15 protein-coding genes are annotated in these 13,761 nt (G+C 57.0%); 14 read left to right on the forward strand and 1 reads right to left on the reverse strand.

The genetic code is table 11. The features are described 5' to 3' along the window. Positions 1–18: 18 nt before the first annotated feature. Complete coding sequence (gene dnaA, locus AC19YY_RS06275; RefSeq protein ID WP_169954065.1) at positions 19–1,539, reverse strand: chromosomal replication initiator protein DnaA; 1,521 nt, start codon at positions 1,537–1,539, stop codon at positions 19–21. A 585-nt stretch (positions 1,540–2,124) separates the two neighbouring features. On the opposite strand from dnaA, the gene rpmH reads away from it, so the two are divergent. The 14 genes from rpmH to AC19YY_RS06345 all read left to right on the forward strand — a co-directional run bounded on the left by rpmH (position 2,125) and on the right by AC19YY_RS06345 (position 13,745). After that, positions 2,125–2,259 carry a 50S ribosomal protein L34 gene (gene rpmH / locus AC19YY_RS06280; RefSeq protein ID WP_003213577.1) on the forward strand — a complete coding sequence of 45 codons (135 nt, stop codon included), beginning with the start codon at positions 2,125–2,127 and terminating at the stop codon, positions 2,257–2,259. Between the two features lie 16 nt (positions 2,260–2,275). Next, complete coding sequence (rnpA, locus tag AC19YY_RS06285; RefSeq protein ID WP_308936377.1) at positions 2,276–2,680, forward strand: ribonuclease P protein component; 405 nt, start codon at positions 2,276–2,278, stop codon at positions 2,678–2,680. Continuing rightward, the gene (gene yidD, locus AC19YY_RS06290; RefSeq protein WP_010465488.1) at positions 2,673–2,918 is read left to right on the forward strand and encodes a membrane protein insertion efficiency factor YidD; all 246 of its coding nucleotides are present in this window, start codon (positions 2,673–2,675) and stop codon (positions 2,916–2,918) included. The genes rnpA and yidD overlap by 8 nt, the downstream gene beginning before the upstream one ends. A gap of 2 nt (positions 2,919–2,920) precedes the next feature. Then, the gene (yidC, locus tag AC19YY_RS06295) at positions 2,921–4,603 is read left to right on the forward strand and encodes a membrane protein insertase YidC (protein ID WP_172313841.1); all 1,683 of its coding nucleotides are present in this window, start codon (positions 2,921–2,923) and stop codon (positions 4,601–4,603) included. Between the two features lie 79 nt (positions 4,604–4,682). Next, the gene (gene mnmE / locus AC19YY_RS06300; protein ID WP_169954063.1) at positions 4,683–6,053 is read left to right on the forward strand and encodes a tRNA uridine-5-carboxymethylaminomethyl(34) synthesis GTPase MnmE; all 1,371 of its coding nucleotides are present in this window, start codon (positions 4,683–4,685) and stop codon (positions 6,051–6,053) included. Between the two features lie 551 nt (positions 6,054–6,604). Then, on the forward strand, positions 6,605–8,497 hold the full coding sequence (gene mnmG / locus AC19YY_RS06305; protein WP_170042010.1) for a tRNA uridine-5-carboxymethylaminomethyl(34) synthesis enzyme MnmG: 1,893 nt from the start codon (positions 6,605–6,607) through the stop codon (positions 8,495–8,497). Beyond that, the gene (rsmG, locus tag AC19YY_RS06310) at positions 8,494–9,138 is read left to right on the forward strand and encodes a 16S rRNA (guanine(527)-N(7))-methyltransferase RsmG (RefSeq protein ID WP_169902059.1); all 645 of its coding nucleotides are present in this window, start codon (positions 8,494–8,496) and stop codon (positions 9,136–9,138) included. Before mnmG ends, rsmG begins: the two co-directional genes overlap by 4 nt. Before the next feature lie 18 nt (positions 9,139–9,156). After that, complete coding sequence (locus AC19YY_RS06315) at positions 9,157–9,954, forward strand: ParA family protein (protein ID WP_005792605.1); 798 nt, start codon at positions 9,157–9,159, stop codon at positions 9,952–9,954. 9 nt (positions 9,955–9,963) lie between these two features. Beyond that, complete coding sequence (locus AC19YY_RS06320; RefSeq protein WP_032857179.1) at positions 9,964–10,836, forward strand: ParB/RepB/Spo0J family partition protein; 873 nt, start codon at positions 9,964–9,966, stop codon at positions 10,834–10,836. A gap of 148 nt (positions 10,837–10,984) precedes the next feature. After that, entirely contained in the window at positions 10,985–11,392 is a 408-nt protein-coding gene (locus AC19YY_RS06325) for a F0F1 ATP synthase subunit I (protein ID WP_010565865.1), read from the forward strand. A gap of 16 nt (positions 11,393–11,408) precedes the next feature. Further along, positions 11,409–12,278 (forward strand): F0F1 ATP synthase subunit A, encoded by an 870-nt coding sequence (atpB, locus tag AC19YY_RS06330; protein WP_500603972.1) that lies wholly within the window; start codon positions 11,409–11,411, stop codon positions 12,276–12,278. 133 nt (positions 12,279–12,411) lie between these two features. Beyond that, a complete protein-coding gene (gene atpE, locus AC19YY_RS06335; RefSeq protein WP_002555987.1) occupies positions 12,412–12,669 on the forward strand; it encodes a F0F1 ATP synthase subunit C in 258 nt (85 codons plus the stop codon). A gap of 56 nt (positions 12,670–12,725) precedes the next feature. Next, positions 12,726–13,196 (forward strand): F0F1 ATP synthase subunit B, encoded by a 471-nt coding sequence (locus AC19YY_RS06340; protein ID WP_008439543.1) that lies wholly within the window; start codon positions 12,726–12,728, stop codon positions 13,194–13,196. 12 nt (positions 13,197–13,208) lie between these two features. Further along, positions 13,209–13,745 (forward strand): F0F1 ATP synthase subunit delta, encoded by a 537-nt coding sequence (locus AC19YY_RS06345; protein WP_057439298.1) that lies wholly within the window; start codon positions 13,209–13,211, stop codon positions 13,743–13,745. Positions 13,746–13,761: the final 16 nt, after the last annotated feature.

Below are 13,761 nucleotides of genomic sequence, written 5' to 3' on the forward strand. Positions count from 1 at the left end.
AAGCTGCGCTGGTGTTCATCAAGTTGTCAGTGTACGCAGCAGGTTCTTGTAGTCCTCGCGAATATCCGCGTCGGATTCCTTAAGTTCATTGATCTTGCGGCACGCGTGCAAGACCGTGGTGTGGTCGCGACCACCAAACACATCGCCAATTTCCGGCAGGCTGTGGTTGGTCAGCTCCTTGGAGAGCGCCATGGCCACCTGACGGGGACGCGCTACCGAGCGCGAGCGGCGCTTGGACAGCAGGTCGGAAATCTTGATCTTGTAGTACTCGGCCACGGTGCGTTGAATGTTATCCACACTGACCAGCTTGTCTTGCAGCGCCAACAGGTCCTTCAGGGATTCGCGAATCAGCTCGATAGTGATATCGCGGCCCATGAAGTGCGAGTGAGCGATAACGCGCTTGAGCGCACCTTCGAGCTCACGCACGTTGGAGCGAATACGCTGGGCAATGAAGAATGCCGCATCGTGAGGCAGATCGACTTTCGCCTGGTCGGCTTTCTTCATCAGGATCGCGACCCGGGTTTCCAGTTCCGGCGGCTCTACCGCAACGGTCAGGCCCCAGCCGAAGCGCGATTTGAGGCGCTCTTCCAGGCCTTCGATTTCCTTCGGGTAACGGTCGCTGGTGAGGATGACCTGCTGGCCGCCTTCAAGCAGGGCGTTGAACGTGTGGAAAAACTCTTCCTGGGAACGTTCCTTGCGCGCGAAGAATTGAATGTCATCGATCAGCAGCGCATCGACGGAGCGATAGAAGCGCTTGAATTCGTTGATCGCATTGAGTTGCAATGCCTTGACCATGTCGGCTACGAAGCGCTCCGAGTGCAGGTACACGACCTTGGCATTCGGATTCTTCTTTAATAGGTGGTTACCCACAGCATGCATCAAGTGCGTCTTACCCAAGCCGACGCCGCCGTAAAGGAAGAGCGGGTTGTAACCGTGCTTGGGATTGTCGGCCACCTGCCAGGCGGCGGCGCGGGCCAACTGGTTGGATTTACCTTCGACGAAGTTTTCAAAGGTAAAGGTGCGGTTCAGGTAACTGGTGTGCTTGAGCGCACCTTCGACCTGGACCGTGCGCTGCTCGGCGCGCACCGGGGCCTGCTGCGAACTGGCTCCTGCCATGGGGTCGAAGCTGTCGCGGGACGGCTCTTCGCTCACTGGCGCATTTTTTTGCGCCACGGATTTGCTCGGGGCTGGCGCAGCGGTGGCTGGTGCGTGGTTAACCGGGGCTGCCGCAGCCTGGGCGTGCGAGGCAGCCGCGGCCAGCGGCGCATTCGGCGCGGCACGCGGCGCGGAGCTGCGTTTGCTGCCTATTAATAAGGAGAGCGCTGGAGCCATCCCATTGCCATGTTCGTCGAACAATTCGAGAACGCGGCTTAGGTACTTCTCGTTGACCCAGTCGAGAACAAAACGATTGGGTGCGTAGACACGCAACTCGTCGCCTTCGGCTTCGACCTGTAGTGGACGGATCCAGGTGTTGAATTGCTGGGCAGGCAGCTCATCGCGCAAAAGCTCCACGCACTGCTGCCAAAGTTCCACTGACACGGATATCCCCTAAGTTGAAAGCCGGTGAGGCAAAAACAGCCGCCATTGTAGCGGCGAGCGGCCCACTTATCCACATGTAGGTTGCTCACAGGCCGCCAAGAATCAATGCCTTAACCGTAAAAAAGGCGACAAATGGTCTGTGCATAAGCTCTGTGGATAAGCGCCCCTAAGCTCGTTGTACAAGTGGGGTCGAAAGTCTGTGGGTAACCGGCCTGTGGATAAGTAGCCATTCCACACACAGCTTATCCGATAGCGCAGCACAGGCAGAGCACCGTTTCTCCCCCGTGTTGTCATTCTCTGTACAGCACGTGGAATATGGTCTAAAGGTAGTTATCCACAGAAGATCGCGTGCCTAGCTTTTATAAGCTTTACAGAAAAGCTTTAAATAACTTCCTTCTTTATTTTTATATCTATGGCATTGCTCGTCAAAGTCGAACCGCACGGAATCGGTCCCGATGCCTTCAGATATCTAATTGAAGGAATAGCTGGTTGGAAATTGACCTAGAGGCTTGCTTTCTCTAGAATCCCCGGTCTCTTAAAACGGGGGCCATTCCGGCCCGTTGTGGACGAACCAGGTAACACGCCATGAAACGTACTTTCCAACCAAGCACCATCAAACGCGCCCGTACCCACGGTTTCCGTGCTCGCATGGCTACCAAGAACGGCCGTGCTGTCCTGTCGCGTCGCCGCGCCAAAGGTCGTGCGCGTCTGGCAGTTTGATAATCCGGTACTGGTGGTGAGTCAGGACTTCAGTCGGGAAAAGCGTCTGCTAACCCCCCGGCACTTCAAGGCAGTCTTTGACTCCCCCACCGGCAAGGTTCCGGGGAAAAATCTCCTGCTCCTTGCGCGTAACAACGATCTGGATCACCCCCGTCTCGGGTTGGTGATCGGCAAGAAGAGCGTAAAGCTCTCCGTTGAGCGCAATCGCCTCAAGCGTCTGATGCGCGAATCGTTTCGCCTCCACCAGGAGACTCTGGTTGGTTGGGATATTGTTATCGTCGCGCGCAAAGGCTTGGGGGACGTAGAAAACCCCGAATTGATTCAGCATTTCGGCAAGCTCTGGAAACGTTTGGCTCGCACCAGCAAGCCGACCCCAGCAGTCAGCCCCGAAACTGTAGGGGTAGACAGCACTGATGCGTAAACTGGCCCTCGTTCCGATCCAGTTTTACCGTTATGCCATTAGTCCGCTGATGGCCAGCCACTGTCGTTTCTACCCCAGTTGTTCCTGCTACGCGTATGAAGCCATAGAAAATCATGGCCTTCTACGCGGTGGCTGGCTGACCTTTCGTCGTTTAGGTCGCTGTCATCCGTGGAATCCCGGTGGTTATGACCCGGTTCCGCCTATCCCTACCTCCCGTTCTTCTTCGATGGCCGAGTAATCATGGATATTAAACGCACGATCCTGATCGTCGCCCTGGCAATCGTGTCCTACGTTATGGTTCTGAAATGGAACCAGGACTATGGCCAGGCTGCCCTGCCGACTCAGAATGTTGCTACCAATCAGTCTGCTCCTGCTATTGCAGATGCACCGTTGGGTAACAATGCTTCCGCCAGTGCCGATGTACCCAGCGCGAATGCCGATACCAGCACCCCTGTAGATAACGCGGTCATCACCAATAAAGACCTCATCCACGTCAAGACGGATGTGTTGGACCTGGCGATCGATCCACAGGGCGGCGATATCGCCCAGCTGAAATTGCCACTGTACCCACGTCGCCAAGACCATCCGGATGTTCCATTCCAGTTGTTCGATAACGGTGGCGAGCGTGTTTATCTGGCACAAAGCGGCCTGACTGGCACTGATGGCCCTGATGCTCGTGCTACCGGTCGTCCGGTTTATTCGACCGAACAGAAGACTTATCAACTGGCTGATGGCCAAAACCAGTTGAACGTCGACCTGAAATTCAGTCACGACGGCGTCAATTACATCAAGCGCTTCAGCTTCACGCGCGGTTTGTACGATCTGAAAGTCACCTACCTGATCGATAACACCAGCGAAAAGACCTGGACTGGCAACCTGTTTGCCCAGCTCAAGCGTGATGGCAGTTCCGATCCATCTTCCAGCACTGCCACCGGCACCGCGACTTACCTGGGCGCCGCCCTGTGGACAAGTAACGAGCCGTACAAGAAAGTGTCGATGAAAGACATCGACAAGGGCGCGCTGAAAGAAACGGTCCAAGGTGGTTGGGTAGCCTGGCTGCAACACTACTTTGTAACCGCGTGGATCCCGAATAAGGGCGAAGCCAACCTGGTCCAGACCCGCAAGGACAACCAGGGTAACTACATCATTGGTTTCACTGGCCCGGCGTTGACCGTTGCACCAGGAGCCAAGGCTGAAACCAGCGCCACCCTGTATGCCGGCCCGAAAAGCCAGGCGGTACTCAAGGAGTTATCCCCAGGTCTGGAACTGACTGTGGATTACGGCATCCTGTGGTTCATTGCCCAGCCGATCTTCTGGTTGCTGCAACATATCCACAGCATCGTCGGTAACTGGGGCTGGTCGATCATCTTCCTGACCATGCTGATCAAAGGGATTTTCTTCCCTCTGTCGGCCGCCAGCTACAAGTCGATGGCCCGTATGCGCGCCGTTGCGCCGAAACTGGCTGCACTCAAAGAGCAACATGGCGATGACCGGCAGAAAATGTCGCAAGCCATGATGGAGCTGTACAAGAAAGAGAAGATCAACCCGCTGGGTGGATGCTTGCCGATTCTGGTACAGATGCCGGTGTTCCTGTCGCTGTACTGGGTACTCCTGGAAAGCGTGGAAATGCGCCAGGCGCCGTTCATGCTGTGGATAACTGACCTGTCGATCAAAGACCCGTTCTTTATCCTGCCGATCATCATGGGCGCAACCATGTTCATCCAGCAGCGTCTGAACCCGACGCCTCCGGATCCGATGCAGGCCAAGGTAATGAAAATGATGCCAATCATCTTCACCTTCTTCTTCCTGTGGTTCCCGGCTGGTCTGGTTCTGTACTGGGTGGTCAACAACGTGTTGTCGATCTCTCAACAGTGGTACATCACACGTAAGATCGAAGCGGCTGCCAAAAAAGCCGAGGCGTAACTTACTCTGTGGATAACCACTCAAGACGCCCCCTCGTGGGGCGTTTTGCATTCTGTCACTTTTGTCTGGGAAACCGCTGATGAGCGCTCCTCGTGAAACCATCGCTGCCGTCGCCACCGCTCAAGGCCGGGGCGGTGTCGGCATCGTTCGTATTTCCGGGCCACTTGCGGGCATTGCCGCCCAAGCGATCAGCGGCCGCGAGCTCAAGCCCCGGTATGCGCATTACGGGCCTTTTTTCGGCGAGGATCTTGAGGTACTGGATGAGGGCCTGGCCCTGTATTTCCCGGGCCCAAACTCTTTCACCGGTGAGGATGTGCTGGAACTGCAAGGCCATGGCGGGCCTATCGTCCTCGACATGCTGCTACAGCGCTGCCTGCAGTTGGGCTGCCGTCTGGCGCGGCCTGGTGAGTTCAGCGAGCGCGCGTTTCTCAACGACAAGCTCGACCTGGCCCAGGCCGAGGCGATTGCCGACCTGATCGAGGCCAGTTCTGCACAGGCGGCGCGCAATGCCTTGCGCTCGTTGCAGGGGGCATTTTCCCTGCGTGTGCATAACCTCACCGAGCAATTGATCAGTTTGCGCATCTATGTCGAGGCCGCGATTGATTTCCCGGAAGAAGAAATCGACTTTCTTGCCGATGGCCATGTCCTGGCCATGCTCGATAAGGTACGAGACGAGTTATCCACAGTTTTGAAGGAAGCCGGGCAGGGCGCATTGCTGCGCGATGGCATGACCGTGGTGATTGCCGGCCGGCCCAACGCCGGCAAGTCCAGCTTGCTCAACGCCCTGGCGGGGCGTGAAGCGGCGATTGTCACCGAAATTGCCGGCACCACCCGGGATATCCTGCGCGAACATATCCACATTGATGGCATGCCGCTGCACGTGGTCGATACCGCCGGTTTGCGTGACACCGATGACCAGGTGGAAAAAATCGGCGTGCAACGGGCGCTCAAGGCCATCGGGGAAGCCGATCGGGTGTTGCTGGTGGTGGATGCCACCGCGCCAGAGGCCGTGGATCCTTTTGCCCTGTGGCCGGAGTTCCTTGAGCAACGGCCGGACCCGGCCAAGGTCACGCTGATTCGCAACAAGGCAGACCTCACGGGTGAGGCGATTGCCCTGGAGGTCAGCGACGATGGCCATGTCACCATCAGCCTCAGCGCCAAGTCTGCCGGCGATGGCCTGGAGCTGCTGCGCGATCATCTCAAGGCCTGCATGGGCTATGAACAGACTTCGGAAAGCAGCTTCAGTGCGCGTCGCCGCCACCTTGAGGCGTTGCGCCATGCCAGTGCCGCCCTTGAGCATGGCCGGGCGCAGTTGACCCTGGCAGGTGCTGGGGAGCTTCTGGCTGAGGATTTGCGCCAGGCACAGCAGCTTCTGGGGGAGATTACCGGGGCATTCAGTTCCGATGACCTGCTCGGCAGGATCTTTTCCAGTTTCTGCATCGGTAAATAACCCTTCGTAGTTCACAGACAGGCCATTGGTGCCTGTCTGTTTTGTCCGTTTCAGGACACCCCTGAGTATTTTCTGACAATAACCTCGCCCCGAGGTGGCCTTGCCGTGGACGGAATTTGCCGCGGCTGATGCTTTTCTGTGGATTAAGCCCTGTGAATAACCGCCCCTGTGCCCAGTTGATAACAGGGCTTGAAACCTGAGTAAAAACCCCTCTGTGGATAACCACCTGTTTAATCCACAGGCTTAAAGCACTTATCCAAGGGCCTCATTGGCACCTAACCACAGACTTTTGAATCTCTGTACAGTACGTAAATAAAGGGCTATAGAGATCTATCCACAGAAAGTAGGCTCAGTAGAAATAAACATAAAAACAAAGATTTAATAAATTTCTCTCTTTTAATTTCTATTGTCTGTGATTCATCCACAGCTGGTTAAATTTTGTGCAAAGGGTTCTTTAGGAACGGCTAAGTCCCTATACTTGCCGCCATAGCTCTAAAACTCTTTCAACAAACAATTCCTGATTACCTACATAAGCAGGCACGAGGTGCGTGGTGGATTTCCCTTCCCGTTTTGAAGTGATCGTCATCGGCGGCGGTCATGCCGGTACCGAGGCAGCACTGGCGTCAGCCCGCATGGGGGTCAAAACCCTGTTGCTGACGCACAACGTGGAAACCCTCGGTGCCATGAGTTGCAACCCCGCCATTGGTGGGATCGGCAAAAGCCATCTGGTCAAGGAAATCGACGCCCTTGGCGGTGTGATGGCCATGGCTACCGACAAGGGTGGTATTCAATTTCGCGTGCTCAACAGCCGCAAAGGCCCGGCGGTGCGTGCTACTCGGGCACAAGCCGACCGCATCCTGTACAAGGCCGCGGTGCGCGAAACCCTGGAAAACCAGGCCAACCTGTGGATATTTCAACAGGCCGCAGATGACCTGATCGTCGAACAGGACCAGGTGCGCGGTGTTGTTACGCAAATGGGCCTGCGTTTCTTCGCAGAATCCGTGGTGTTGACCACTGGTACCTTCCTCGGTGGACTTATCCACATCGGGATGCAGAACTATTCCGGCGGCCGCGCCGGCGATCCGCCGTCCATCGCCCTGGCTCATCGCCTGCGCGAACTGCCACTGCGTGTCGGTCGCCTGAAAACCGGGACCCCGCCGCGTATCGACGGGCGTTCTGTGGATTTCTCGGTGATGACCGAACAGGCCGGGGATACGCCGATTCCGGTGATGTCGTTCATGGGTTCCAAGGAGCAGCACCCCAAGCAGGTGAGCTGCTGGATTACCCACACCAACGCGCGCACTCACGAAATCATCGCTGCCAACCTTGATCGTTCGCCGATGTACTCGGGCGTGATCGAAGGCATCGGCCCGCGTTATTGCCCGTCGATCGAGGACAAGATCCACCGCTTTGCCGACAAGGAAAGCCACCAGGTCTTCATCGAGCCGGAAGGTTTGACTACCCACGAGCTGTACCCGAACGGAATTTCCACTTCCCTGCCGTTCGACGTGCAAATCCAGATCGTGCAGTCGATTCGCGGCATGGAAAACGCCCACATCGTGCGCCCCGGCTACGCCATCGAGTACGACTACTTCGATCCGCGGGACTTGAAATACAGCCTGGAAACCAAAGTGATCGGCGGCCTGTTCTTCGCTGGGCAAATCAACGGCACCACCGGTTACGAAGAGGCCGGCGCCCAGGGTTTGCTGGCCGGGACCAACGCCGCATTGCGCGCCCAGGGCAAAGACAGCTGGTGCCCGCGTCGCGATGAAGCGTACATCGGGGTGTTGGTCGACGACCTGATTACCCTGGGTACCCAGGAACCGTACCGGATGTTCACTTCCCGGGCCGAATATCGCCTGATCCTGCGCGAAGACAACGCCGACCTGCGCCTGACCGAAAAAGGTCGCGAGCTGGGCCTGGTCGATGACGCACGTTGGGCAGCGTTCTGCAAAAAACGCGAAAGCATCGAACTGGAAGAGCAGCGCCTGAAAAGTACCTGGGTCCGCCCGGGCACCGAACAGGGCGATGCCATTGCCGAAAAATTCGGCACGCCGCTGACCCACGAGTACAACCTGTTGAACCTGCTGTCCCGCCCGGAAATCGACTACGCTGGTCTAGTCTCGGTAACCGGCGGCGGCGCAGAAGATCCACAGGTGGCCGAGCAGGTCGAAATCAAGACCAAATACGCCGGTTACATTGACCGCCAGCAGGACGAGATCGCCCGGCTGCGCGCCAGTGAAGACACCAAGCTGCCTGTGGATATCGATTACACCGGGATTTCCGGGCTGTCCAAAGAGATTCAAAGCAAGCTGGGGATAACTCGTCCCGAGACGTTGGGCCAGGCTTCCCGTATCCCGGGCGTCACCCCGGCAGCCATTTCGCTGTTGATGATTCATTTGAAAAAACGCGGCGCGGGCCGTCAGTTGGAGCAAAGCGCTTGAGTTCGTTGGTCACCTCGCAACACGCCGAAGAGTTATCCACAGGTGCACGCCAGTTGGGTGTGGACCTGACCGCAGCCCAGCACGAGTTGCTGTTGGGCTACCTGGCCCTGTTGATCAAGTGGAACAAGGCCTACAACCTCACTGCGGTGCGCGATCCGGACGAAATGGTTTCGCGGCATCTGCTCGACAGCTTGAGCGTGATGCCCTTCATCGAAAACGGCCGCTGGCTGGACGTTGGCAGTGGCGGTGGCATGCCTGGCATCCCGTTGGCGATCCTGTTTCCCGAGTCGCAAGTGACTTGCCTGGACAGCAACGGCAAGAAAACCCGCTTCCTGACCCAGGTCAAACTCGAACTCAAGCTGGACAACCTGCAAGTTATCCACAGCCGCGTCGAAGCCTTCACGCCTGAACTGCCTTTCAATGGAATTGTTTCCAGGGCCTTCAGCAGCATGGAGAACTTCAGCAACTGGACCCGCCACCTGGGCGACCTGAACACCCGTTGGCTGGCAATGAAGGGCGTTCATCCAAGCGACGAGCTGTTAGCATTGCCGGCAGACTTCCACCTCGATAGCGAACACGCCTTGGCCGTACCCGGTTGCCAAGGCCAACGCCATCTGCTGATACTGCGCCGCACGGCATGATTGGGAACACAAGCAAGAATGGCTAAGGTATTCGCGATAGCGAACCAGAAAGGTGGCGTGGGCAAAACCACCACCTGCATCAACCTCGCAGCATCCCTGGTCGCTACCAAGCGTCGGGTGCTGTTGATCGATCTCGATCCACAGGGCAACGCCACCATGGGTAGCGGTGTGGATAAACACGGCCTGGAAAACTCGGTCTACGACTTGCTGATAGGCGAGTGCGACCTGGCCCAGGCTATGCACTACTCCGAACACGGCGGTTATCAACTGCTGCCGGCCAACCGCGACCTGACCGCGGCGGAAGTGGTGCTGCTGGAAATGCAGATGAAAGAAAGCCGTCTGCGCAGCGCCCTGGCGCCGATCCGCGAGAATTACGACTACATTTTGATCGACTGCCCGCCGTCGCTGTCGATGCTGACGCTCAACGCGTTGGTCGCCGCCGATGGGGTGATCATCCCCATGCAGTGCGAGTACTTCGCCCTCGAGGGTTTGAGCGACCTTGTGGATAACATCAAGCGTATCGCCGAGTTGCTCAACCCGAACCTGAAGGTCGAAGGCCTGCTGCGGACCATGTATGACCCGCGCCTGAGCCTGATGAACGATGTGTCGGCGCAGCTCAAGGAACACTTCGGCGACCAGCTCTACGACACAGTGATCCCGCGTAACATCCGCCTGGCCGAAGCGCCAAGCTATGGCATGCCCGCGCTGGCGTACGACAAGTCATCGCGTGGTGCCATTGCCTACCTGGCGCTGGCCGGCGAGATGGTTCGTCGCCAACGTCGCAACTCACGCACCGCTGCAGCCCAGCCAACTTAAGGAATCCCCATGGCCGTCAAGAAACGAGGTCTCGGACGTGGACTGGATGCACTGCTGAGTGGTCCGACTGTTACTTCGCTGGAAGAGCAAGCGGTCCAGGCCGACTCCCGTGAACTGCAACACCTGCCCCTGGACCTGATCCAGCGTGGCAAGTACCAGCCGCGCCGGGACATGGACCCGCAGGCGCTGGAGGAGTTGGCGAACTCGATCAAGGCCCAGGGCGTGATGCAGCCGATTGTCGTGCGCCCCATTGGCGGCGGTCGGTTTGAAATCATCGCCGGTGAACGCCGCTGGCGCGCCAGCCAGCAGGCCGGCCAGGAAACCATCCCGGCGATGGTGCGTGATGTGCCGGATGAAACGGCCATTGCCATGGCGCTGATCGAGAATATCCAGCGTGAAGACCTCAATCCCATCGAGGAAGCCATTGCCCTGCAGCGTCTGCAGCAGGAATTCAAGCTGACCCAGCAGGAAGTGGCCGATGCGGTGGGCAAATCCCGTGTCACGGTTTCCAACCTGTTGCGCCTGATTGCGCTTCCGGAAGTGATCAAGACCATGCTGTCCCACGGTGACCTGGAAATGGGTCATGCCCGTGCTTTGCTCGGTTTGCCGGAAAATCAACAGGTTGAAGGGGCGCGACACGTTGTCGCACGAGGTCTCACCGTTCGTCAGACCGAGGCCTTGGTTCGCCAGTGGCTCAGTGGTAAACCTGCACCGGTCGAGACGGTCAAAACTGATCCGGATATTGCGCGCCTTGAGCAGCGCCTGGCCGAGCGGCTGGGCTCTGCGGTGCAAATTCGCCACGGTAAGAAGGGCAAAGGGCAATTGGTTATCGGATATAACTCCCTCGATGAGCTTCAGGGCGTTCTTTCCCACATCCGCTGAAACATTTGCTTATGTAGCGTGCAGTCGGAAATCACTACCCGGCAGTTGAATAGGGGCAGAACCGCCCCTATACTCTGCGCGCATTTTGTCGGCACAAATTATGCCAAGTTATTGATTTCCGGCAGCCGACCATTGAGGAGCAAGAGTGATGGAAACCCGCACGCCAAACACGTTGCCGTTCCATCGCTTGGCCGTTTTTCCGGTTTTATTGGCCCAATTTGTCATTTTGCTGATCGCCGCATTGGCGCTTTGGTATTGGCATGGGGTCGTAGCCGGATACTCAGGACTCTGCGGAGGCCTGATAGCCTTGCTGCCCAATATGTATTTTGCTCACAGGGCCTTTCGGTTTTCCGGCGCCCGGGCAGCCCAGGCTATCGTCCGGTCCTTTTATGCCGGCGAGGCAGGGAAACTGATTTTGACGGCAGTGCTGTTTGCACTGACCTTTGCAGGTGTGAAGCCATTGGCGCCGCTAGCTGTATTCGGCGTCTTCGTGTTGACCCAACTGGTCAGCTGGTTCGCTCCCCTGCTAATGAAAACAAGACTTTCGAAACCTTAGGGCGTTTGAGGCAACCATGGCAGAAACAACCGCTTCGGGCTATATCCAGCACCACTTGCAGAACCTGACCTTCGGTCAGCTTCCCAACGGCGGCTGGGGCTTTGCCCACTCCGCAGCAGAAGCCAAAGAAATGGGCTTCTGGGCTTTCCACCTGGATACTCTGGGCTGGTCGGTCGCATTGGGTCTGATCTTCGTCCTGATTTTCCGCATGGCGGCAAAGAAGGCGACTTCCGGTCAGCCAGGTGCTTTGCAGAACTTCGTTGAAGTATTGGTCGAATTCGTCGATGGCAGCGTGAAAGACAGCTTCCATGGCCGTAGCCCGGTGATTTCACCGCTGGCACTGACCATCTTCGTCTGGGTGTTCCTGATGAACGCCGTCGACCTGATCCCGGTGGACTGGATCCCGCAAGTGGCCATGTGGATCAGCGGCGACCCGCACATCCCATTCCGCGCGGTATCGACCACTGACCCGAACGCTACCTTGGGCATGGCCCTGTCGGTGTTCGCGTTGATCATTTTCTACAGCATCAAGATCAAGGGCATCGGCGGCTTCATCGGCGAACTGACCCTGCACCCGTTCGGCAGCAAGAACATCTTCGTTCAAGCCCTGCTGATCCCGGTGAACTTCCTGCTGGAATTCGTCACCCTGATCGCCAAGCCGATTTCCCTGGCCCTGCGACTGTTCGGCAACATGTATGCCGGCGAGCTGGTGTTCATCCTGATCGCTGTGATGTTCGGCAGCGGCCTGCTCTGGCTTAGCGGCCTGGGCATTGTTCTGCAGTGGGCGTGGGCTGTGTTCCACATCCTGATCATCACCCTGCAGGCGTTTATCTTCATGATGCTGACCATCGTCTACCTGTCGATGGCGCACGAAGAGAACCATTAAGACCAGTCTCGACTAGTCTGATGTCCTTCCCGGTGAAACGGGAAGGTGGCCCCAAAGGGCTATGAAACGATTTGTTTTACCGCTTTAAAATCTAAAAAACCTAAACCATACGACGTAAAAGTCGGGAGGAAAGATGGAAACTGTAGTTGGTCTAACCGCTATCGCTGTTGCACTGTTGATCGGCCTGGGCGCCCTGGGTACTGCCATTGGTTTCGGCCTGTTGGGCGGCAAGTTCCTGGAAGGCGCAGCGCGTCAGCCAGAAATGGTTCCAATGCTGCAAGTTAAAATGTTCATCGTTGCCGGCCTGCTCGACGCCGTGACCATGATCGGTGTTGGTATCGCTCTGTTCTTCACCTTCGCGAACCCCTTCGTTGGTCAACTCGCCGGTTAATCACTCGTTTTTTCGAGTGATTGGTGTGTTGTGCAACGAACGAGCGAGGTATTGGCGTGAACATTAATGCAACCATTATTGGTCAGTCCTTAGCGTTCTTGATTTTTGTTGTTTTCTGCATGAAGTTCGTATGGCCTCCGGTCATCGCGGCTTTGCACGAACGTCAGAAGAAGATCGCGGATGGACTGGACGCTGCCGCACGAGCAGCTCGCGACCTGGAGTTGGCCCAAGATAAAGCGGGTCAGCAACTGCGCGAAGCGAAGGCTCAGGCAGCTGAAATCATTGAGCAAGCCAAGAAACGCGGTAACCAGATTGTTGAAGAGGCTGTTGAAAAAGCCCGTATCGACGCTGACCGTGTGAAGGTTCAGGCTCAGGCCGAGATCGAACAGGAACTGAATGGTGTCAAAGATGCGCTGCGTGCCCAACTGGGTGCTCTGGCCGTCGGCGGTGCTGAGAAGATCCTGGGTGCCACAATCGATCAAAACGCGCACGCGGAGCTGGTAAACAAACTGGCTGCTGAAATTTAAGCGAGGGCGATCATGGCAGAATTGACCACGTTGGCCCGACCTTACGCTAAGGCAGCCTTCGAGCACGCCCAGGCCCACCAGCAGCTGGCCTCTTGGTCAGCCATGCTCGGCCTGGCTGCAGCAGTGTCGCAAGACGACACCATGCAGCGCGTGCTCAAGGCCCCGCGACTGACGAGCGCAGACAAGGCCGCTACGTTTATTGACGTGTGCGGCGACAAGTTTGATGTGAAAGTGCAGAACTTCATCCACGTCGTTGCCGAAAACGACCGTCTCCCGCTTTTGCCGGAGATTGCCGCTCTGTTCGACCTGTACAAGGCCGAGCAAGAGAAGTCGGTAGACGTTGAAGTGACCAGTGCTTTTGCATTGAACCAAGAACAGCAAGACAAACTCGCCAAGGTTCTCAGTGCACGACTCGACCGGGAAGTGCGCCTGCAAGTTGCGGAAGACCCATCCCTTATTGGGGGTGTTGTCATTCGCGCCGGCGACCTGGTTATCGATGGCTCGATTCGCGGCAAACTCGCGAATCTTGCCGAAGCATTGAAATCTTGAGTTTGAAGGGGCAGCA

It is taken from the genome of Pseudomonas sp. MF09156 (genome assembly GCF_059862305.1).

Bases quoted from the DNA above. Each gene is read 5' to 3' on its own strand.
- atpE (WP_002555987.1), top strand. From the start codon at position 12,412: ATGGAAACTGTAGTTGGTCTAACCGCTATCGCTGTTGCACTGTTGATC.
- AC19YY_RS06345 (WP_057439298.1), top strand. From the start codon at position 13,209: ATGGCAGAATTGACCACGTTGGCCCGACCTTACGCTAAGGCAGCCTTC.
- atpB (WP_500603972.1), top strand. From the start codon at position 11,409: ATGGCAGAAACAACCGCTTCGGGCTATATCCAGCACCACTTGCAGAAC.
- AC19YY_RS06320 (WP_032857179.1), top strand. From the start codon at position 9,964: ATGGCCGTCAAGAAACGAGGTCTCGGACGTGGACTGGATGCACTGCTG.
- AC19YY_RS06325 (WP_010565865.1), top strand. From the start codon at position 10,985: ATGGAAACCCGCACGCCAAACACGTTGCCGTTCCATCGCTTGGCCGTT.
- yidC (WP_172313841.1), top strand. From the start codon at position 2,921: ATGGATATTAAACGCACGATCCTGATCGTCGCCCTGGCAATCGTGTCC.
- mnmE (WP_169954063.1), top strand. From the start codon at position 4,683: ATGAGCGCTCCTCGTGAAACCATCGCTGCCGTCGCCACCGCTCAAGGC.
- rpmH (WP_003213577.1), top strand. From the start codon at position 2,125: ATGAAACGTACTTTCCAACCAAGCACCATCAAACGCGCCCGTACCCAC.
- yidD (WP_010465488.1), top strand. From the start codon at position 2,673: ATGCGTAAACTGGCCCTCGTTCCGATCCAGTTTTACCGTTATGCCATT.
- AC19YY_RS06315 (WP_005792605.1), top strand. From the start codon at position 9,157: ATGGCTAAGGTATTCGCGATAGCGAACCAGAAAGGTGGCGTGGGCAAA.